Consider the following 21,326-nt stretch of genomic DNA (forward strand, 5'->3'; position numbering starts at 1 on the left):
CTTTGCGTCATGACCGAGCCGAACAAGCAGCCAGAGCGGGACGATGCCAAGATGTCGTCCGAAGACTACGAGCACCTGCTCGACCGCTACGAGTACAGCACGAAGGAGATCACGCTGGGGAAGGTCCTCAAGGGCCGCGTCATCAAGCGCACCCCGACCCACGTCCTCGTCGACGTCGGGTTCAAGACCGAGGGCCTCATCCCCAACGAGGATTTCACCGACCCCGCCGCCCTGGAGGCCCTCGAGCCCGGCAGCGAGGTCGAGACCATGCTCGAGAAGACCGACCTCAAGGACGGCTATCTCGTCCTGTCCAAGAAGAAAGCCGACGCTGTCAGGGCCATCGAGACCCTGGACCAGGCCTTCGAGCACGGCCTGATCGTCAGCGGCACGGTCGTCGAGCGGACACGAGGCGGCTTCCACGTCGACGTCGGCCTGCCGGCCTTCCTGCCCGAGTCCCACGCCGATCTCCGTCCGGTCAAGGACCCCGCGGCCCTGATCGGCCAGACGTTCAGGTTCCGGGTCATCAAATTCGACCGCAAGACCGAGAACGCGGTCCTGTCGCGCAAGCTCGTCCTCCAGGAAGAGCGGGAGAAGCGGAAAAAGGCCGTCTTCGGCAGCCTGGTCAAGGGCGAGAAGGTCGCGGGCCGGGTCAAGTCCCTGACCAATTTCGGCGCCTTCATCGACCTCGGCGGCATCGAGGGCCTGCTCCACGTCTCCGACATCTCCTGGGGCAAGGGCATCCGCCCCTCCGACTACCTGGCCCTCGGCCAGGAGGTCGAGGTCGTCGTCCTGGACTTCAACGAGAAGACCGAGAAGATCTCCCTCGGCCTCAAGCAGCTGACGCCCGATCCCTGGGCCACCATCGCCGAGAAGTACCAGGCCGGCCAGAAGATCGCCGGCAAGGTCTCCAGCCTGACCGACTTCGGCGCCTTCGTCGAGCTCGAGAAGGGCGTCGAGGGCCTGGTCCACATCTCCGACCTGACCTGGTCGCGCAAGCTCGTCCACCCCAAGAAGGTCCTGACCCCGGGCCAGGAGGTCGTGGTCACCGTCCTCGACGTCAACCCCCAGACCAAGCGCATCTCCCTCGGGCTCAAGCAGGCCTCACCCCACCCGCTCGAGACCTTCCGCCAGCAGCACGGCGTCGGCTCCCGGGTCAAGGGCACGGTCACCAGCCTGACCGACTTCGGCGCCTTCGTCGAGGTCGAGAAGGGGATCGAGGGCCTGGTCCACATCTCCGACATCAGCTGGGAGAAGATCAAGCATCCATCCGAGAAGCTCCAGCTCGGCCAGGAGACCGAGGCCATCGTCCTGAACATCGACGTCGACAAGCAGAAGGTCTCCCTGGGCATGAAGCAGCTCGAGGGGGACATCTGGGAGGAGTTCTTCACCCGGCAGAAGATCGGCGACATCGTCAACGTCAAGATCGTCCGCCTGACGGACTTCGGGGCCTTCGTCGAGATCGTCCCGGGCATCGAGGGCGTCGTCTTCACGGCCGAGCTCGACGAGAAGAAGCTCGAGAAACCCTCCGACATGTTCGCCGTCGGCGACGAGCGCAACGCCAAGATCGTCAAGATGAACCCCAAGGCCAGGAAGATCTCGCTGAGCTTCAAGCAGGCCCAGTACGACCTTCAGAAGCAGGAGTTCCAGCGGTTCATGGAATCCCAGAACGATCGCATGACCTTCGGCGATATCATGAGGGACCAGCTGAAGGGCTTCAAGGCCCCGAAGAAGAGGGCCAAAAAGGAGGACTCCCATGATTAAGGCGGACCTGACCAACAAGATCTCCCAGGAGCTGAGCATTCCGAAGCAGGAAGCCGAGGAGGGCGTCAACCTGTTCTTCGAGACCATCCGCGAGGCCATCCTGCGCGGCGAGGAGATCGAGATCCGCGGCTTCGGCAGCTTCCGCTTCCGCAAGCGCACCTCCCGGGCCGGGCGCAATCCCCGGACCGGCGAGCCGGTCAAGGTCCCGCCGAAGAAGGTCCTCTATTTCAAGCCGAGCAAGCTCCTCAAGGAGCTGATCAACAAGTAATGCGCTACATCTCCGCTCCCTGGAGGGCCGACTACGTCCGCCAGGCCGCCGCAGTGAAGGGCTGCATCTTCTGCGAGGCCCTGAAGGGCCGCGACGACCGGGCGGCGGGCGTGCTCCTGCGCGGCCGGCGCAACTTCGTCATGCTCAACCGCTACCCCTACAATCCCGGGCACCTCATGATCGCCCCCAAGCGGCACCTGGCGGACTACGCCGAGGCCGGGCCGGCGGAGCGGGCCGAGATGGCCGAGCTCCAGCGGACGGCCCTGCTCGTCCTGCGCCGGGCCTACGGGCCCCAGGGCTTCAACGCCGGGATGAACCTCGGCGCCAGCGCCGGGGCGGGGGTGGCCGGGCACTACCATCTCCACGTCGTCCCCCGCTGGACGGGGGACTCCAATTTCATGCCCCTCATCGGGGGCACGCGGGTCTTCATCGAGGACCTGGAAACGACCTATCGGAAACTGCGTCCGCTTTTCGACGAAGAGCGGCGACGCCGTTCGAGGTGATGCCATGCTGAAAACCATGAGACGCAACGTCAAATCGCTCAAGTTCGTCCTCTGGGTCCTGGTCGCCGTGTTCGTGGTGGCCATCTTCGCCATCTGGGGCGGCGCCGGACGGTTGGGCGAAAGGAGTCGGGCCGATACGCTGGCCACCGTCGGCGGGGCCAATATCTCCTCCGACGAGTTCTACCAGGCCCTGCGCCAGCGGCTCGAGGCCATCCGGAAGCAGCTGGGCGGCGGCGAGCTCAACGCCGGCCTCATCCAGCAGCTCGGCGTGCCGCAGCAGACCCTGGAGCAGCTCGTCCAGCAGCGTCTCCTGCTCGAGATCGCCTCGGATATGGGCCTGAAGGCCTCGGACACCGAGGTCCGGGCCAAGATCATGTCCTTCCCCGGGCTGCAGCTGGACGGCAAGTTCGTCGGCTTCGAGAACTACAAGCGCGCCCTCGAGTACAACCACATCCAGCTGGCCGAGTTCGAGTCCAGCATCCGCCAGGAAGTCCTCATGAGCAAGGTCGTCGAGTCCCTGACGGCGGGCCTTTTCGTCACCGACGAGGAGGTCTGGGGTTCCTACAGCAAGCAGAACGATTCGGCCAAGATCGAGTATCTCGTGGCCGAGACCGCCAAGGCCGAGCCCCCGGCGGCGCCGGGCGAGGCCCAGATCCGGGCCCGCTACGACCGGAACGCCGCGGCCTACAAGGTCCCCGAGAAGCGGACGGCGGACTACGTCGTCCTGCGGACCGCGGACCTCAGGAAGGAGGTCGCGGTGAAGGACGACGAGATCGACAAGTACTACCGCGACAACACGGCCCAGTTCCAGGAGCCCGAGACGGTCAAGGCCAGCCGCATCTGGCTGCCGTTCGGCGCGACCGACAAGGACAAGGTCCTGGCCCAGGCCGGCGACGTTCGGAAGCGCGCGGCCGGCGGCGAGGACTTCGCCGCCCTGGCCCGGGCCTTCTCCAAGGACGACAAGGCGGCGGCGGGCGGCGACTGGGGAGCCTACGACTGGAAGTCCCTGTCCGCCCCAGAGACCGAGGCCGTCGGCAAGCTCGAGGCCGGGGCCGTCTCCGTCGTGGTCGAGGCCGAGGCCGGGGCCGCGATCTTCAAGGTTACGGAAAAGAGGCCGGCCGTCACCAAGGCCCTGGCCGAGGTCAAGACGGCGATCAAGGGCATCCTCGAGGAGGAAAAGGCCCGGACCCTGGTGGCCGGGCGCATCCAGCAGCTGGAGAAGTCGGCCCGCAAGGAGAAGAGCCTCGACGTCGCGGCCCAGAAGATGGGGCTCAAGCCGGCCTCGACCGGCGCCCTCAAGCGCGGCGACCCGCTCGGCGACTTCGACACGACCGGCGCCGTCAGCTCGGCCCTCTTCGGGCTCAAGGACAGGGAGATCTCCGCCCCGATCCCAACCTACGCCGGCGAAGCCCTGGCCGAGCTCAAGGCCGTCGAGACGGAGCGGCCGGCCAGGTTCGAGGAGGTCCGCGACGAGGTGGCCAAGGAGATGACCGACGAGCTCAAGAAGACCGCGGCCCTGGCCCGGCTCCGCGAGCTCCGGGCCGGGCTCAAGGACGATTGGCACCTCGAGGCCCCCAAGCTCAAGCTCGAGTACAAGTCGGTCGACGCCCACAAGAGGGAGCAGTACCTGAGCCTGGTCGGCGAGCGGCCCGAGATCGACGCCCTGCTCTTCAGCCTGCCGCTCAGGCAGACGAGCGAGCCGGCGGCCGTCGACGAGGGCTACGCCCTGTTCCGCGTCCTCGAGCGCAAGGAAGCGACCAGGGAGGAGTTCGAGAAGGTCAAGGCCTCCGAACGCGATACGCTCCTCGGCGACAAGAAGAACCGCTTCCTGATGGCCTACATGACCAAGGCCCGCGAGGAGAAGAAGGTCAAGATCAACGCCGAAGCCTACCAGCGGCTGAGCCAGGAGGTCCTGTCGAGGTACTCCGGCCAGTCATAAGCCTGCCGGCCCGGGCGTCAGGTCAGAACATCGACGCCGAGAAAGGAGACCGCGATGGAGTCATCCCGCAAGTCCCTTCCGCCCGAGGCCTACCAGGAGCTGCCGCCCGGCCGGGCCTACGCGCCCTTCGTCCCGGCCGAGGCCAGGGTCCCCGAGGTCACCGTCCGCTCGGTGGCCTGGGGCCTGTTCATGTCCCTGTTCTTCACCTTCTCGATCGCCTATCTCGGCCTCAAGGTGGGCACGGTGCCCGAGGCCGCCATCCCCGTGGCCATCCTGGCCGTCGGCGTCGGCTACATGTACAAGCGTAAGAGCTCGATCCTGGAGAACGTCATCCTCCAGTCGATCGGCGCCGCGTCCGGGGCCCTCGTGGCCGGGGCCATCTTCACCATCCCGGCCCTGTACATCCTCGGCCTGCCGACGGACATCGTCAAGATCTTCCTCTCGACCTTCCTCGGCGGCTGCCTGGGCATCCTCTTCCTCATCCCCCTGCGCCGGTACTTCTGCGTCGAGCAGCACGGCAAGCTCCCCTTCCCCGAGGCCACGGCCACGACCGAGATCCTGGTCTCCGGCGAATCCGGCGGCAAGCAGGCCCGGGCCCTCATCCTCGGCGTCGCCGTCAGCGGCGTCTACGAGTTCCTGACCATCGGCGTCCGGCTCTGGAACGAGCTCATCGACTTCCGCTTCGTGCCCTTCCTCGACAGCCTGGCCGTCAAGACGAAGATGGTCTTCAAGCTCGACGCCCTGTCGGCTTTCCTCGGCCTCGGCTACGTCATCGGCCTGCGCTACAACGCGGTCATCGTGGCCGGGGGGCTGCTCTCGCACTTCGGCTTCATTCCCGCCATCTGGTTCCTCGGCCAGCACATCCCCGGGGCCGTCTACCCCGGGACCGTGCCCATCAGCGGGATGAGCGAAACCCAGATCTTCAGCGCCTACGTCCGGAACATCGGCATCGGGGCCATCTTCATGGCCGGCGTCCTGGGCATCATCAAGTCCATGCCGGTCATGGTCAAGTCGTTCTCGCTCGGCTTCCGCCAGATCTTCCGGGGCCAGCGGGCCGACGAGGCCGCGGCGCCGCGGACCGACCGCGACCTGCACATGAAGACGATCATCCTCGGCCTCCTGGCCACCGCCGCGGGGCTGTTCCTCTATTTCCTCTGGATCGCGAACCTGAAGCTGGCCGTGATCGGCGTCCTGATCTGCCTCCTCCTGTCCTTCCTGTTCACGACCGTGGCCGCCAACGCCATCGCCATCGTCGGGACCAACCCTGTCTCGGGCATGACCCTGATCACGATCATCCTGTCGAGCGTCATCCTGCTCGGCGCCGGGCTGTCCGGGGAGCAGGGCATGGCCGTCGCCCTGCTCATCGGGGCGGTCGTCTGCACGGCCCTGTCGATCTCCGGCAGCTTCATCACCGACCTCAAGATCGGCTACTGGCTCGGGGCCACGCCCCGCAACCAGGAGCGGTTCAAGTTCGCCGGCGTCCTCGTCTCGGCTTTGACGGTGGGCGTCGCCATAGCCCTCCTGGACAAGGCTTTCTCCTTCCAGAGCGGGGCCCTGGCCGCGCCCCAGGCCAACCTCATGGCCTCGGTCATCAAGTCGATGATGTCCCGCGAGCCGGTGACCTGGCTCCTCTACGGCATCGGCGCCTCCGTGGCCCTGGTCGCCGAGCTGGCCAAGGTGCCGCCGCTGGCCTTCGCCCTGGGCATGTACCTGCCCCTGCCGCTGACGACGCCGCTCCTCGTGGGCGGGTTCCTCTCGCACCTGGTCAAGAGATCGACGAAGGACAAGGAGCTGGCCGAGCGTCGCAACAACCGCGGTACGATCATCTCCTCGGGCTTCATCGCCGGCGGCGCCCTCATGGGCATCGTCCTGGCCGTCCTGAAGCTGCTCAAGGTCGACCAGGCCATCAGCCTCGGCATCCCCATGGTCCTCGAGGCCGGGCGCTGGGTCGACGGGGCGCCGCGGCCCTGGTTCGACGCCTACGGACAGATCTTCAGCCTGGCCGCGTTCGTCCTGCTGTGCGGCTTCGTCTACTGGGACGCGCGGCGGCAGAAATAAGGCGGCGGCGGCAAAAGCGCGCCGGCGCGAAGGGAGGGGACGATGACGACGAACAAGCTTTACGCGGCCGCCGACCGGGCCGTCAACCAGGCGCTCCGGCTCCGGAAGGGCGAGAAGTACCTGTTGGTCACCGACACGGCCAAGCTCGAGATCGCCGAGGCCCTGGCCCATTATGCCAGGCGGGCGGGCGCGGAGACGACGACCTACCTCATGACCGAGACCCTGCGGCCCATCACCGGGCCGACCCGCCAGTTCAAGGAGCTCATCCGGGGAGCCGGCGCCACGACCTACCTCCTGGAGGGCCGCTTCCCGGAGAAACCCTTCCGCGGCTTCATGGTCGCCGAGGGCGCCAGGCACGGCCGCATCTGCATGATGCCGGGCATCACCCGGGACATGATGGAGCGGCTGGTGGCCATCGACTTCTCGGAGATGGCCCGCTTCACCAGGAAGGTCATGCGGGCCGTGAAGGGCGCCGCGATCGAGATCGAGAACGCGGCCGGCACGCGCATCGCCTTCAGCGTGGCGGGCCGGAGATGGGACGCCGACATCGGCGACATCTCCAGGAAGGGCGTGCACGGCAATCTGCCCGCCGGGGAATGCTTCACGGCGCCGGTCGAGGCGACCTTCACCGGGAAGATCGTCATCGGCCTCATCGACGACAAGATGGGGCCCGGCGAGATGACGTTCAAGGAAGGCAAGCTCGTCGGCTTCAAGGGCGCCGGCGTGGCCGAGGTCATCAGGACGGTCGGCGACGACCCGACGGCCCGCGTCATCGGCGAGTTCGGCATCGGCACGAACAAGGGCGCCCGCATCTCGCCGAACATGCTCGAGGCCGAGAAGGCCTTCGGCACGGTCCACTTCGCCATCGGCGATTCCTACGGCCTCGGCAAGAACAAGAGCAAGTTCCACTTCGACGCCCTGGTCGACAAGGTCACCATCCGGGCCAACGGGAAGCTCATCGCCAGGAACGGCAAGTTCCTCATTTAATGGGGGAATGATACCCGTTTCCCATTTTTCCCGGGCCCCGTCGGGACGGGCTCTCTTTTCGTGACCGCCCCCGTGGACCCGGGCATCGCTTGAACCCGTTCCTCTTATCGGGTATAAGAGGGCTTCGGTGATATGACATGAAATACGACTTCGACAGGATCATCGACCGGACCGGGACGGAATCCATGAAGTGGGCCTATCCGCGCCAGGTCCTCGGCGCCAGGGACGCCATCCCGATGTGGGTGGCCGACATGGATTTCGAGTCGCCCCCGGCCGTCATCGAGGCCCTCCGCCGCCGCGTCGATCACGGCGTCTTCGGCTATCCCCTCGTCCCTCCGTCGCTCTGCGCGGCGGCCGTCGACTGGTTCCGGAGGCGGCACGGCTGGGAGGTCGAGAAAGCCTGGATGGCCATGACCCCCGGCATCGTCCCGGCCCTGAACTACTGCGTCCGGGCCTTCAGCCGCCCGGGCGACCCGGTCATCATCCAGACGCCCGTCTATCATCCTTTCTACTACGCGATCGAGAACAACGGCCGCCGGGTCGTCCGCAATCCGCTCCGGTTCGACGGCCGGCGCTACACGATGGACCTCGACGACCTCCGGACCAAGATCGACGCCCCGGGCCGGATGCTCATCCTCTGCAGCCCCCACAATCCCGTCGGCCGCGTCTGGGACCGGGAGGAGCTCGAGAGCCTCGGCCGGATCGCCGTCGAGCGGGACCTCCTCGTCGTCTCGGACGAGATCCATCACGACCTCGTCTACGGCGGCCGCCGCCATCACGTCTTCGCGGCGCTGTCCCCGGAGCTGGCCCAGCAGACGGTCACCTGCGTCGCCCCGAGTAAGACCTTCAACGTCGCCGGCCTGTCCACGGCCGCCGTCGTCGCCGCCAATGCCGACCTGCTCAAGAGGTTCGAGGACGAGGCGGAGCGCTCGGGCTTCGATCTCGGCAACGCCCTCGGCATCGTCGCCTTCGAGGCGGCCTACCGCCACGGCGGGGATTGGCTCGACGCCCTGCTGCCCTATCTCGAGGCCAATATCGATCTGCTCGAGACCTTCCTGGCCGAGCGCGTTCCCGCGATCGGGCTGATCCGGCCCGAGGGCACCTACCTGGCGCTCCTCGACTGCCGGAAGCTCGGCCTCGCGCCGGGCGCCCTCGACGATTTCTTCCTGAGGAAAGCCGGGGTCTATTTCAGCGACGGGGCGATGTTCGGCCGGGAGCTCGAGGGCTTCGTCCGCGTCAACTTCGGCTGCCCCCGCTCGGTCCTCCTCGAGGCGCTGGAACGGATCGAGCGCGCCGTCAAGGGCCAGCCGGCCGGCCGATAATCCCCCGGCCGTTCTTCCGGGCGTCTTCCTTGACGGCCCGGAACCGTTCTTCTATCATCCCGATGCCGGAGTCCTGACCGGGACACGACCACGGAGGAGGAATTCCATTGGATATCGGCGCGCATCCTGAGACACGGACGACGGCGGGCCAGGCCGTCCGGCTGGCCCGCGACCTCTACGGTCTCGAGGCCCAGGCCTGCGCCCTGCCGAGCGAATACGACGACAACTTCCGGCTGGCGGCCGCCGACGGCTCGTCGCGCGTCCTCAAGGTCATGCACCCGAGGCGCGACCCGGGCTTCGTCGACATGCAGTGCGCCGCCCTGGCCCGGATCGCGGCCCGCGACCCCGGCCTGCCCGTCCCCCGCGTCGTGCCCGACGGAGCCGGCCGGCCCTGGTCCACGGTCCCGGCCGGCGACGGGCCGCCGCGGATCGTCTGGATGCTGTCCTACCTCGAGGGACGCCCGATCGCCGGGATCCGGCCGGTCACGTCCGGGCTGCTCGAAGAGCTCGGCCGCGCCCTGGCCCGCCTCGACCTGGCCCTCGAGGGGTTCTCGCACCCGGCCGCCCGCCGGGAGCTCAAGTGGGATCTCGCCCGGGCCGGCTGGATCCGGGAACACCTGGGCCTCCTGCGGGACCCGCGCCGCCGGGCCCTCGTCGAGAAGGTCCTGGCCCGCTTCGACGCCGAGGCCGCGCCGGTCCTCGGCCGCCTGCGGTGCGGCGTCGTCTACGCCGACGCCAACGAGCACAACATCCTCGTCCGGGTCGAGCCCGGCCGCCCGCCGCGCCTGGCCGGCCTGATCGATTTCGGCGACATGATCGAGACGGCGGCCGCGGCCGAGCCGGCCGTCGCCGCCGCCTACGCGTCCTTCGGCGCGGCCGACCCGCTCGAGGCCGTCCGGCCGCTCGTCGCCGGCTACCATCGCCTCCGCCCGCTCGCCGACGAGGAGATCGCCGTCCTCGACGTCCTGGTCCGCGCCCGCCTGGCGGTCAGCGTGGTCAACTCAGCCTGCCGGGCCGCCGCCGAACCAGGCGATCCCTATCTCACGGTCAGCGAGGCGCCGGCCTGGGCCGCCCTGGAGGCCTTCGACCGGGTCCCGCCGCGGCTGGCCCATTACGCTTACCGCGACGCCTGCGGCCTGCCTCCCGTCCCGCACGGCCCGGCCGTCGTCGGCTGGCTCCGCAGCGCCGCGGGGTCGTTCGCCCCCGTCCTCGATCACGACCTGCGCGCGGCCCCGGTCGCCGTCCTGGACCTGTCCGTCGGCAGCCGCATGCTCGGCGCCGACCCGGCCGCTTTCGAGACGCCGCGACTGACGGAGATCGTCTCCCGGGCGATGGCGGGCGCGGGAGCGGCCGTCGGCCTCGGACGCTACGACGAGGCCCGGGCGCTCTACACGGCCGGCGCGTTCGCCGCCGGCGCCGGCCCGTCCGCCGCCCGGCGGACCGTTCATCTCGGCGTCGACCTGAGCGTGCCCCCCGGAAGCGCCGTGCGCGCCCCTCTCGACGGGACGGTCCACGTCGTCGCCAGCAACGACGCGCCCAAGGACTACGGTCCGCTGGTCATCCTTCGCCACGCGGTCCCGTCCGGGCCGGAGTTCTTCACCCTGTACGGCCATCTCGATCCGGGTTCCACGGCCGGGCTCGAACCCGGCCGGGCGCTCCGGGCCGGCGAGCGTTTCGCCGCCGTCGGGGCCCCGCCGGCGAACGGCGACTGGTGGCCCCACGTCCACGTCCAGATCATTCTCGATCTCCTCGGCCTCGACGAGGACTTCCCGGGCGTCGCCGCGGCCGGCCGCCGCACGCTCTGGACCGGCCTCTCCCCGGACCCCAACCTGATCCTGGGCGTCCCGGCCGGCCGCTTCCCGGCGGCGGAGCCGGCCAAGACGGAGACCCTGGCCGCGCGCCGGCGTCTCGTCGGCCATAACCTCAGCGTCTCCTACCGCGACCCCCTGAAGATCGTCCGGGGCTGGATGCAATGCCTCTATGACGAAGCCGGCCGCGCCTATCTCGACGCCTACAACAACGTCCCCCTCGTCGGCCACAGCCACCCCCGCGTCGTCCGGGCCGTCCAGGACCAGATGGCCCTTCTGAACACCAACACGCGCTACCTCCACGACAACCTGGTCCGCTACGCCGGGCGGCTCACGGCGCTGATGCCCGCCCCGCTCCGCGTCTGCTACGTCCTCAACTCGGCCAGCGAGGCCAACGAGCTGGCCCTGCGCCTGGCCCGGACCCGCACCGGCCGCGAGGACGTCATCGTCCTGGAGGCGGCCTACCACGGCCACACGACCGGCCTCATCGACATCAGCCCCTACAAGTTCAACGGGCCCGGCGGCCGGGGACGCCGGCCCTGGGTCCACGTCGCGCCCTTGCCCGACGATTACCGCGGCCCCTTCAAGCGCGACGATCCGGAGGCCGGGAAGAAGTACGCCGCGGCCGTGGGCCGCGTCATCGCCGAAGAGGCCGCGCCCCGGGGCGGGCCGGCCGCCTTCATCGCCGAGACACTGCCGAGCGTCGCCGGGCAGATCGTCCTGCCCCGCGGCTACCTGGCCGAGGCCTACCGCCACGTCCGGGCGGCCGGAGGCCTGTGCATCGCCGACGAGGTCCAGGTCGGCTTCGGCCGGCTCGGGACGAGCTTCTGGGGCTTCCAGACCCACGAGGTCGTCCCCGACATCGTCGTCCTCGGCAAGCCCATCGGCAACGGCTTCCCGCTGGCCGCCGTCGTGACGACCGGGGAGATCGCCGCCGCCTTCGACAACGGCATGGAATTCTTCAGCACCTTCGGCGGCAACCCGGTGGCCTGCGCCGCCGGCCTGGCCGTGCTGGACGTCATGGAGGAGGACCGGCTCCAGGACCGGGCCCTGCGGGTCGGCGGCCATTTCCTGGCCGGATTGCGGCGGCTGGCCGGCCGCCATCCGATCATCGGCGACGTCCGCGGCTCGGGCCTGTTTCTCGGCCTCGAGCTCGTCCGCGACCGCCGGACCCTGGAGCCCGCCGGGGCCGAGGCGTCCTACGTCGTCGAGCGCCTGCGCGACCTCGGGATCCTCGCCGGGACGGACGGCCCGTTGCATAACGTCATCAAGATCCGTCCTCCGCTCTGCTTCTCGGAGGCCGACGCCGACCTTTTCGTCGCGACGCTGGACGGCATCCTCAGCGAGGACCCGGCGCGCGCCGCCTAGCGTCGAGGCCCATTCCGCGCTTCCCGCTGCCCGGGGAGCCTGGGCCTGGCTCCGGGCAGGGCCGCAGGGAGGCGTCTTCCGGGACCGGAAATATCGCTTGTCAATCATCAGGGCCTGGATAGAATGGTTGGGAACGGAGGCTGCGCCGCCATGGACATCAAGGCCAAGCTGACCACCTTCGACGCGACGATGATCGTCGTCAGCCTGATCATCGGCATCGGCATCTTCCGCACCCCGGCCATGGTCGCCGCGGCGGCCAGGACCCCGGCCCTGTTCTACGCCGCCTGGGTCCTGGGCGGGCTGGTCAGCCTGCTCGGCGCCCTGACCTTCGCCGAGATCGGCGGCCGCTTCGCCAAGCCCGGCAGCTACTACAAGGTCGTGGCCGAGAACTACGGCTCCGGCCTGGCCTTCATGCTCAACTGGACCAACGTCGTCATCGTCAACGGGGCCGGGGCGGCCGGCGTGGCCCTGATCGGGGCCGAGTACCTGACGCCGATCGTCTTCCCCGGCGCCGCGCCGACGACGGCCCGCGTCCAGGTCACGGCCATCGTTCTCGTCCTCGGGCTCCTGGCCGTCAATTACCTGGGAATCAAGACCGGCGCCTGGGCCCAGAACGTCCTGAGCATCCTCAAGGTGGTCATGATCGGCGTCCTGGCGGCGGCGGCCTTCCTGTCGAAGAAGGCTCCGGAAGGGCCCGCTTCCCTGCCTCTCGACCGGCCCTGGTTCTTCGCTCTCGGCGTGGCCTTCATCTTCGTTTTCTACGCCTACGGCGGCTACCAGAACACGATCAACTTCGGGGCCGACGTCCACGATGCCCGCCGCAACGTGCCGCGGGCCATCTTCTTCGGCATCCTCATCGTCCTGGCCTGCTACCTGACGATCAATGTTGCCTACGTCAGGACGCTCGGCGTCCCCGGCATCGCCGGGGCCAAGCTCGTGGCCGCCGAGACGGCCCGGGTCACCCTGGGCGAGACCGGCAAGCTCGTGGTCTCCCTGGCCATCTTCCTCTCGGCCATGGGCTTCCTCAACGTCACCCTGATGCAGATCCCCCGGGTCTACTACTCGATGGCCGAGGACCGGACCCTGCCGGCGGTCTTCAAGAAGGTCAACGCCAGGACCCAGGCCCAGGAGTTCGGCCTGCTCTTCCTCGGCCTGATCATCCTCGTCTCGATCTTCCTCCTGCGTAAGTTCGAGAACATCGTCAACTATGTCATGTTCCTCGACACCGTCACCCTGGCCGTCGTCTCGTCGTCCGTCTTTTTCCTGAGGCGCAAGGCCCGGGCCTCCGGCGAGGCCTACACGGGCTATCGCGTCCCGCTCTATCCTGTCCTGCCGGCCGTTTTCATCGCCACGATGCTGGCCGTGGCCGGGTCCGTGCTGGCGACCCAGACCCGCGAGGCGCTCTACGGGTCGATCTTCTTCGCCGCCGGGCTGCCGGTCTTCCTGCTGATGCGGCGGGTCAGCCGGCGCCGGGCGGAGGACGAGCCGGGGAGGCCCCCGTGCTCATGACCGGCCGCGAGCGCCTGGCCGCCGCGCTGGACCACCGCCAGCCCGACCGCATCCCTGTCGATTTCAACGGCACGGGCGTCACCGGCATGCATGTCAGGTGCGTCATCGGCCTCCGCGAGCACTACGGCCTGGAGAAGCGGCTGGTCAAGGTCCACGAGCCCTACCAGATGCTCGGCTGGATCGACGAGGATCTCCGGGACGCGCTGGGCATCGACGTCGAAGGCGTCTACGGGCCGGAGACGATGTTCGGCTGCCGCAACGAGAACTGGACCCCCTGGCGCATGGATGACGGGACCGAGGTCCTCATGTCCGGGAACTTCCGGACGGCGAGGGACGCGAACGGCGACACGCTCGTCTTCCCCGGCGGCGACACTTCGGCGCCGCCCTCGGCCCGGCTGCCCAGGGACGGCTTCTTCTTCGACACCATCATCCGCCAGGAGCCGATCGACGAGGCCCGGCTCGACCCCGAGGACAACCTCCAGGAATTCGCCCCCGTGTCCGAGGCGGCCCTCGACCACTTCGACCGTGAGAGCCGCCGGGCCGCGGCGACCGGAAGGGGGGTCATCGCCTCCTTCGGCGGCACCGCCCTCGGCGACATCGCCCTCGTGCCCGGCCCCCAGCTCAAGCGCCCCAGGGGCATCCGCGACGTCGAGGAATGGTACGTCTCGACCCTGACCCGCCGCCCCTATATCCACCGGGTCTTCGAGCGGCAGACCGGGATCGCCCTGGCCAACCTGGAAAGGATCGCGGCCCGGGTCGGCGACCGGGTCCAGGCCGCGTTCGTCTGCGGCACGGACTTCGGGACGCAGCAGTCGACCTTCTGCTCGGTCGCGGCGTTCCGCGAGCTCTACCTGCCCTACTACCAGCGCATCAACGGCTGGATCCACGCCCGCACGGCCTGGAAGACGTTCAAGCATTCCTGCGGCGCGGTCTTCGACCTCATCCCGTCCTTCATCGAGAGCGGCTTCGACATCCTCAACCCCGTCCAGATCTCGGCGGCGGGCATGGACGCGCGACGGCTCAAGCGGGAGTTCGGCCGCGACCTCGTCTTCTGGGGCGGCGGGGTCGACACCCAGAAGACCCTGGCCTTCGGCACGCCGGAGGAGGTCCGGGCCGAGGTCCTCGAGCGCTGCGACATCCTCGGCCGCGACGGCGGCTTCGTCTTCAACGCCGTCCACAACATCCAGGCCAACGTCCCGACCGCGAACATCGCGGCGATGTTCCGGGCGATCCAGGAATACGGCGGCCGGGACTAGGCGAGAACCCCTTTCGAAGCGAGCTGAGTTTCGCAGAAGGGGGACATGCTCGAAATTCTCTGGAATTCCGTACGTGTCCCCCTTTTGGCAAGCCCGCCCGGCAAGACCGGGCTTGCCCGGCCGCTCAGCGGGCGGCCAGGGCGTCGGCCAGCTTGCCGACGGCCGCGTCCAGCTCTTCGACGAGGATGCCCGAGACCGCGGCCGGCAGGTACTGGGACTTGCGGGCGCCGAGAGGCAGGCGCTTGTCGAAGGTGTGCCGGGCCAGGCTCTTCCCGCTCTTGAAATCCAGGAATTCGAGCTCCATGGACAGCCGGCCGAACCAGACCTTGGGATTGTCGATCTCCTCGACGAGCCTGACGGTCGAGCGCAGGACGATGGCCGGATCGCCCTGGAGGACGTCGATCCTCACCCGGGAGAAGCCCTCCTTGCGGACAAGGTACTCGACGATCGCCTCGCGGAAGAGGTCGGCGGGCTTCTTGGCCCAGAAGACGGAGGAATAGTATTTAAGCTCGTAGGGCGAGACCCGGTAGATGATCCGGTAGTCGTCGTAGAGCGGGTCGACGCGGACGGGCTCGATGTAGAGGACCTTGTCGATCGTGGGATGGCGCTCGGAGTCCTTCTCGATCGGCACGATCTGGAAATACCGCTTCGACGGCGTGGACAGGCAGGCCGCGCCGAGGAGGATCAGGGCGGCCGCGGCCGGCAGGATGATGGTCCTCTTCATTTCTTGTCCTTTCGTGTCCGCAGGATGACCGACGGCTCCTCCGCGATCTCCCGGGAGAAGCGGCTCAGGTTCTCCATGGCGTCGCCGAGGCTGGCGAACGTCCGCTGCAGCTGGGTCTGCTGCTCGAGCAGGACGTTCTCCATCTTCTTCAGGCTGACCGAGGCCGTCGAGAGGAACGTCCTGAGGTCGGTGATCGCTGCGCCGAGCTCCTCGGCCGAGAACCGCTGGGAGATGTTGCCCAGGGTCTGCTTCGAGCCCGTCTCTACGGTCCCGATGAGCCGGTCGAGGTCATTGACCATGGGCTTGAACGTCGTCATGGCCGCGGCGAAATCGGCCGTGGCTTTCTCCAGGCTGGCCAGGGTGTTGTCGAGCGATGTCTGGCGGCCCTGGAGGACCCCCGCCAGCGCGGCCGAGCCCCTGGCGGCGTTGTCCATGAGGGCGGAGAAGCGGGCCACGTTCTCCGGCGAGAGGACGTCGGTGATGCGCTTGGCCGTCGTCTGGATGTTGTTGACGATATCGTCCGCCTTCTCGCCCAGGCCCCGTCCCATGGCGATCACGGCGTGGGGCTTGAGATCCGGGGAGGAGGCGTTCCCGCCGCTGATCTCGACGTACTTGTTCCCGGTGATGCCGAGGTAGACCATGTAGGCCTGCATGTCGGTCTTCATGGTCAGTCCGGGCCGGATCTTGACCTCGACCTCGACGCAGTCCATGTCCTTGGGGTCAAGCCTGATGGCCACGACCCGGCCGACCGTGACGCCGCGGTACTTGACGTCGCCGCCGACCGGCAGGCCGTTGACCGACGTGTTGCAGAACCTGACGACGTAGATCTCGCCGGGATCGCGGAGCTTGGGCGCGATGAAGAAGGCGGCGACGACCAGGAAGATGCCCGTCGCCAGGGCCAGGAAGATCCCCAGCCGTGTCTTTTGCTCATTCGTCATCATGATGGTGCTTCCTGAGGAAGAATGTCCGGATGAACTCGTCGTCCGAGGCGGCCAGCTCGCCGGCGTCGCCGTCGAAGTGGAGGCGCCCGTCGTTGAGGACGAGCATGCGGTCGGCCACCCGCTCGATCGAGCGCAGCTCGTGGGTGACCACGACCAGGGTCATGCCGAAGGTCTCCTTGAGACGGAGGAGCAGGTCGTCAAGGAGCGACGAGGTGATGGGGTCGAGGCCCGAGGAGGGCTCGTCGCAGAAGACGATGTCGGGATCGAGGACCAGGGCCCGGGCCAGGGCCCCCCGCTTGACCATGCCGCCGGAGAGCTCGGGCGGGTACTTGTCGGCGGCGGCGGCCATGTCGACCTGGGCCAGCCCGGCGTGGACCATGTCCCGGACCATGTCCTCGGGGATCTCGGGGTAGTGCATGCGGACGGGCAGGGCCACGTTCTCGTAGAGGCTCAGCCCGTTGAGCAGCGCGCCGCCCTGGTAGAGGACCCCGATCCGGTCGTACAGGCCCTGGAGCGACCGCTCGGAGGCGTAGTCCACCGGGCTTCCGGCGAACTCGTACGTCCCGCCGAGGGGCGGCAGGAGCCCGGCCAGGCTCTTGAGCAGGGTCGATTTCCCCGACCCGCTGACGCCCAGGACGACAGTGATCCGGCCCGCGGGGATGCCGAAGGTCAGGTCGCGGAGGATGGCCTCCCCCCCGTAGCCGATGGTCAGGTTCCGGGCGCGGATGATGTCCATGTCAGTACAGCACGAAGGCGAACAGGCAGTCGATGACGATGACCAGCGTGATCGACAGGACGACCGATTCCGTCGTGGCCCGGCCGACCTCCTCGGCGCTCCGGCCAACGGTCAGCCCCTTGTAGCCGGCGGCGACGACGATGGTCCAGCCGAAAACGACCGTCTTGACCAGGCCCCAGGCGAAATCGGTCCAATCGACCGTGTTGACCATCCGGTCGAGGAATTCCTTCGGCAGCGTCCCGTACTTGATCGCCGAGACCGTCATGCCGCCGGCGATGCCGCAGACGTCGGCCAGGCCGACGAGGAGCGGGACGACCGCGGTCATGGCCACGAGCCGCGGCACCATCAGGAAGCGCTCCGGGACTACGCCCATCGTCTTCAGGGCGTCAACCTCTTCGAGAACGCTCATGCTGGCCAGCTCGGCCGTGATGGCCGCGCCGATCTTGCCGGCCAGGATGACGCCGGCCATGAGCGGAACGAGCTCCCGGAGCATGGCGTAGCCGATGATATCGGCGATGAAGGTCGAGGCCCCGAAGCGCTCCAGCGGGCTGGAGGCGGCGAACGAGATGGTCACGCCGACCAGGAACAGGAGCACGCAGACGATCGGGTAGGAGCCGTAGCCCATGAAGAACATCTGGTTCCCGATCTCCCCCGGATAGACGCCCTTGCGCGTCCGGAAATACGCGGCCACATGGAAGACCTCGTCGGCCAGCATCGACAGGAACTCGATGGTGATGCGGGCCCGCTTCAGGAAGAGGCCGGCCAGGGCCCGGACGAACCGGCCCGCGCGGCTGCCCGTGCGCGGCTCCGCCGGCTTGGCCGGCCAGGACCCCGACGGCGATCTGGAGAAGCCGCGGCCGGCCCGGGCCACGGCCTCGGGAACGTTGACCGCGGTCAGGCCTGGCAGATCCTGGGCGACGCGCCCGAGGAGGGCCAGGGCCGCCCCGTCGAAATCCTCGACCTCCCGGAAATCCAGGGTCAGGGGCCCGCCGGCCTCCGGGTGCCGCAGCCCGCGGAGGAGCGCGGCCACCTCGGCCGCCCTGAGCTTCTTCGGCAGGAGGATCGTCCGGGGAGCGGACGGGGCCGGCGCGACCTCGCTCTTCCGATCCTGCCTGCTGTTCATTCTGACCGCTCCGATCCTGGCGCAGGCCATTCTATTACAGGGGGGCAGGCTTTTCAAACACGGTACCGGCGCCGGAGCCCCGTTGACGCGGCCGGCCCCCCGGGATATCATCGTCGCGCCCATGACTGCCCGAGAACGGTTCAACAAGGTCTTCCGCTGGGAGAAGCCGGACCGCGTCCCCAACATGGAGTTCGGCTACTGGGACAAGACGATCGCCGTCTGGCATGACCAGGGCCTGCCGCGCGAATGCCGGACCAACCAGGATATCGAGCGGCATCTCGGCCTCGAGGGGCTCGAGATCATCCCCGAGGCGCCGGTCAAGAGGGGGCTTTACCCCGAGTTCGAGGTGCGGACCCTGGACGAGAAGAACGGCCGTCGGATCGTCCAGACCAGGGAGGGGGCCCTGGCCGAGATGCTCGACTACGACTCGTCCATGCCCAAGTTCGTCAAGTTCGCCGTCGAGACGCGGGCGGACTGGGAGCGGCTGAGGGACGAGCGGCTCGATCCCCGCGCGCCCGGACGGGTCGGGGACGTGACGGCGGCCGTCGAGGCGGCCCATGCCACGGGCCTGCCCATCCTCTTCCATTGCGGCTCGCTCTACGGCTGGCTCCGCGACTGGATGGGCCTCGAGAACCTGTCCATCGCCCTGATGACCGACCGGGACTGGATCGAGGAGATGATGGAGCACGTCACCCGGATGGACCTCGACCTGATCGAGCGCCACATCCCGGGCGGCGGCCGGATCGACGTGGCCTGGTGGTGGGAGGACATGTGCTACAACCACGGCCCGCTGATGTCGCCGCGGCTCTTCGAGGAGCTCATGGTGCCGCGCTACAAGCGCATCACCGGCGCCCTCAAGGCCAAGGGCGTCTTCGTCAACGTCCTCGACTGCGACGGCCGCATCTACGACCTGGTCCCGGGCTGGCTGCGGGGCGGCATCAACTGCATGTTCCCCATCGAGGCCGCCCACACCGATCCCTGGCGGCTCCGGAACGAATACGGGACGGACGTTCTCCTGCTCGGCGGGGTGGACAAGCTCGCCCTGATCGCCGGCCGGGAGGCCATCGACCGGGAGCTCGAGAAGCTCCGGCCGCTCGTCGAGCGCGGCGGCTACCTGCCCTGCGTCGACCACCGCGTCCCGCCGGACGTCAGCTACGAGAATTACCTGTATTACCTGGATCAGAAGAAAGCAATCCTCTGATCGGCCGGGCCGGCCGGCGGAAACCGGAGAGGGTCAAATCTACCTTTTGTCTAAGAATGGGCAAAAGGTAGTTTTGACCCCATCTGCAGAAGCGGGGCTTCGCGGCCGCGTTCAGGCGGACCTCAGGCGGCGGCCGCCCGCTCCAGCCGCTTCATGATCAAGAAGATGACCGTGGCGGACAGGAGGCAGGCCGCAACGAGGATGCCCCAGACTGCCACGAGCGGTAATCGTCCCCAAAGGAAGGACGTCACGCTGACGAGGTAGTTGCCGGCGGCAGTGGCCGCGAACCAGCCGCCCTGCATCAGGCCCTTGTACTTCGGCGGGGCGACCTTGGAGACGAAGGAGATGCCGATCGGGCTGAGGAAGAGCTCGGCGATGGTCAGCATGAAATAGGTCGAGATGAGCCAGTGGACGGAGACCTGGGAGGCAGCCGGGGCCACCATCCCACCTAAAGCCTTCGGGCTTGGCAGCCCGATCGAGCCGGCGATCAGGATGGCATAGGCCGCCGCGGCCAACAGCATGCCGATGCCGATCTTGCGCGGTCCCGAAGGCTCCTTGCCCCTGCGGTTGAGCCAGCCGAAGAAGCCTACAACGATGGGCGTCAGGGCGACGATAAAGATGGGGTTGAACTGCTGGAAGATCTGCGGCTGGAAGCTGTTCGTGGCTCCGTATCCCCTATAGCGCAGGAAGGCCAGGAAGCCGAAACCGGAGAAAGCCAAGGTGCCAAGGACGCGGGCCAGCCAGCCGGACGACTTACGCACTAGGACGACAAGGCCGGCCAGGGCAAGAACGACCAGCAATATCCCCGTCAAGTCGAATAAAAGAAAGGCGGCTTGGCCGACGCTCGAAACCGTGTAATCCCTGGCGAAGTAGGTCAGGGTGACGCCGCTCTGCTGGAAGGCCATCCAGAAGAAGATGACCATGAGGAAGACCAGGCCAAGAGCGAACAGGCGTTCGCGGGTCTGCTCAGGGGACATCTCGACGACCTGGGACTTGTGGGCTTCGGACTTGGCCTTCTGCCTTTCGGATAGGTCGGCGAGAGCATAATGCCTGCGGAAGGCCCAGAAAACGATCATGGAGACGATGAGGCTGATACAGGCGACGCCGAAACCGAGGTGGTAGGACTTGCTCAGTTGATTGATGTAGCGCGTCGCAAAGTCCCCCAGGGTGACCAGGGTCACGGAGTGGTCCTGCCCCTGAGCGATGGACAGGAACGACGAGGCGTCGGCCAGTGTGCCCTTGAGGAAGTTATTCGCGAGGGCCGGGATGCGGGCATCGTAGGTGAAGCCGGCCCCCTTCATGATCCAATTGCACACGGCCGTGGAAGCCGAGGGGGCGAACATGGCCCCGATGTTGATGCCCATGTAGAAGATGCTGAAAGCCCGGTCCCTCAAGGGCGAGTATTTCGGGTCGTCGTACAGGTTGCCGACCAAGGCCTGGAGATTGCCTTTGAACAGGCCTGTGCCCAGGGCGATGATGGCCAGGGCAGCGATGACGAGCGGCAGGCCGGTGGCCATGGCCGTGGGCAGCGCCAACAGGATGTAGCCGGCGAACATAACGACGATCCCCAGGCGGATCGTTCGGCCGTAGCCGAGGTAACTGTCGGCAAGGAAGCCGCCGAGCAGAGGAAAGATATAAACGGCGGCCATAAAAAGTCCATAAATTTGGCCCGCTGTCCCCGACGACATGCCGTACTTCGCCTGCATGAACAGGGTGAAGATGCTGACCATCGTGTAGAAGCCGAAGCGTTCGCCCATGTTGGAGAAGAAGGCGACGAACAAGCCTTTGGGGTGCCCTTTGAACATGATTCACCGTCCTTGCA

16 protein-coding genes are annotated in these 21,326 nt (G+C 67.8%); 11 read left to right on the forward strand and 5 right to left on the reverse strand.

Annotation, left to right across the window (positions count from 1 at the left end; genetic code table 11):
• Positions 1-51: 51 nt before the first annotated feature.
• The 10 genes from ABFD52_11095 (at position 52) to ABFD52_11140 (ending at position 14,779) form a co-directional block, all read left to right on the forward strand.
• Positions 52-1,761 carry a 30S ribosomal protein S1 gene (locus tag ABFD52_11095; GenBank protein MEN6561311.1) on the forward strand — a complete coding sequence of 570 codons (1,710 nt, stop codon included), beginning with the start codon at positions 52-54 and terminating at the stop codon, positions 1,759-1,761.
• Positions 1,754-2,029 carry an HU family DNA-binding protein gene (locus tag ABFD52_11100; GenBank protein ID MEN6561312.1) on the forward strand — a complete coding sequence of 92 codons (276 nt, stop codon included), beginning with the start codon at positions 1,754-1,756 and terminating at the stop codon, positions 2,027-2,029. Before ABFD52_11095 ends, ABFD52_11100 begins: the two co-directional genes overlap by 8 nt.
• Positions 2,029-2,532: an HIT domain-containing protein gene (locus ABFD52_11105; protein ID MEN6561313.1), complete on the forward strand. Its 504-nt coding sequence runs from the start codon at positions 2,029-2,031 to the stop codon at positions 2,530-2,532. The genes ABFD52_11100 and ABFD52_11105 overlap by 1 nt, the downstream gene beginning before the upstream one ends.
• A 16-nt stretch (positions 2,533-2,548) precedes the next feature.
• The gene (locus ABFD52_11110; protein ID MEN6561314.1) at positions 2,549-4,471 is read left to right on the forward strand and encodes a SurA N-terminal domain-containing protein; all 1,923 of its coding nucleotides are present in this window, start codon (positions 2,549-2,551) and stop codon (positions 4,469-4,471) included.
• 54 nt (positions 4,472-4,525) lie between these two features.
• The gene (locus ABFD52_11115; protein MEN6561315.1) at positions 4,526-6,529 is read left to right on the forward strand and encodes an oligopeptide transporter, OPT family; all 2,004 of its coding nucleotides are present in this window, start codon (positions 4,526-4,528) and stop codon (positions 6,527-6,529) included.
• A 42-nt stretch (positions 6,530-6,571) separates the two neighbouring features.
• Complete coding sequence (locus ABFD52_11120; GenBank protein MEN6561316.1) at positions 6,572-7,516, forward strand: aminopeptidase; 945 nt, start codon at positions 6,572-6,574, stop codon at positions 7,514-7,516.
• A 137-nt stretch (positions 7,517-7,653) separates the two neighbouring features.
• Positions 7,654-8,838 carry a PatB family C-S lyase gene (locus ABFD52_11125; protein MEN6561317.1) on the forward strand — a complete coding sequence of 395 codons (1,185 nt, stop codon included), beginning with the start codon at positions 7,654-7,656 and terminating at the stop codon, positions 8,836-8,838.
• Positions 8,839-8,945: 107 nt separating this feature from the next.
• Positions 8,946-12,014: an aminotransferase class III-fold pyridoxal phosphate-dependent enzyme gene (locus ABFD52_11130; protein MEN6561318.1), complete on the forward strand. Its 3,069-nt coding sequence runs from the start codon at positions 8,946-8,948 to the stop codon at positions 12,012-12,014.
• Positions 12,015-12,164: 150 nt separating this feature from the next.
• Positions 12,165-13,523, forward strand: coding sequence for an APC family permease (locus ABFD52_11135; GenBank protein ID MEN6561319.1), 1,359 nt, complete (start codon positions 12,165-12,167; stop codon positions 13,521-13,523).
• On the forward strand, positions 13,520-14,779 hold the full coding sequence (locus ABFD52_11140; GenBank protein ID MEN6561320.1) for a uroporphyrinogen decarboxylase family protein: 1,260 nt from the start codon (positions 13,520-13,522) through the stop codon (positions 14,777-14,779). Before ABFD52_11135 ends, ABFD52_11140 begins: the two co-directional genes overlap by 4 nt.
• A gap of 124 nt (positions 14,780-14,903) precedes the next feature.
• On the opposite strand, the gene ABFD52_11145 is transcribed toward ABFD52_11140, so the two are convergent.
• Genes ABFD52_11145 through ABFD52_11160 form a run of 4 tightly spaced genes read right to left on the reverse strand, consistent with a single transcriptional unit; the run spans position 14,904 to position 18,303 of the window.
• The gene (locus ABFD52_11145; protein ID MEN6561321.1) at positions 14,904-15,503 is read right to left on the reverse strand and encodes an ABC-type transport auxiliary lipoprotein family protein; all 600 of its coding nucleotides are present in this window, start codon (positions 15,501-15,503) and stop codon (positions 14,904-14,906) included.
• Positions 15,500-16,444 (reverse strand): MlaD family protein, encoded by a 945-nt coding sequence (locus tag ABFD52_11150; protein MEN6561322.1) that lies wholly within the window; start codon positions 16,442-16,444, stop codon positions 15,500-15,502. The genes ABFD52_11145 and ABFD52_11150 overlap by 4 nt, the downstream gene beginning before the upstream one ends.
• Positions 16,431-17,180 (reverse strand): ATP-binding cassette domain-containing protein, encoded by a 750-nt coding sequence (locus ABFD52_11155; protein ID MEN6561323.1) that lies wholly within the window; start codon positions 17,178-17,180, stop codon positions 16,431-16,433. The genes ABFD52_11150 and ABFD52_11155 overlap by 14 nt, the downstream gene beginning before the upstream one ends.
• A 1-nt stretch (position 17,181) precedes the next feature.
• Positions 17,182-18,303: an ABC transporter permease gene (locus tag ABFD52_11160; protein ID MEN6561324.1), complete on the reverse strand. Its 1,122-nt coding sequence runs from the start codon at positions 18,301-18,303 to the stop codon at positions 17,182-17,184.
• Between the two features lie 121 nt (positions 18,304-18,424).
• Between ABFD52_11160 and ABFD52_11165 the strand changes: the two genes are divergently transcribed.
• Entirely contained in the window at positions 18,425-19,504 is a 1,080-nt protein-coding gene (locus tag ABFD52_11165; GenBank protein ID MEN6561325.1) for a uroporphyrinogen decarboxylase family protein, read from the forward strand.
• A 122-nt stretch (positions 19,505-19,626) separates the two neighbouring features.
• Here the strand turns inward: ABFD52_11165 and ABFD52_11170 are convergent, their stop codons facing one another.
• On the reverse strand, positions 19,627-21,309 hold the full coding sequence (locus ABFD52_11170) for a peptide MFS transporter (protein MEN6561326.1): 1,683 nt from the start codon (positions 21,307-21,309) through the stop codon (positions 19,627-19,629).
• Between the last annotated feature and the right edge of the window lie 17 nt (positions 21,310-21,326).

The organism is Acidobacteriota bacterium, assembly GCA_039683095.1.
GTDB lineage: Bacteria > Acidobacteriota > Aminicenantia > Aminicenantales > Saccharicenantaceae > RBG-16-66-30.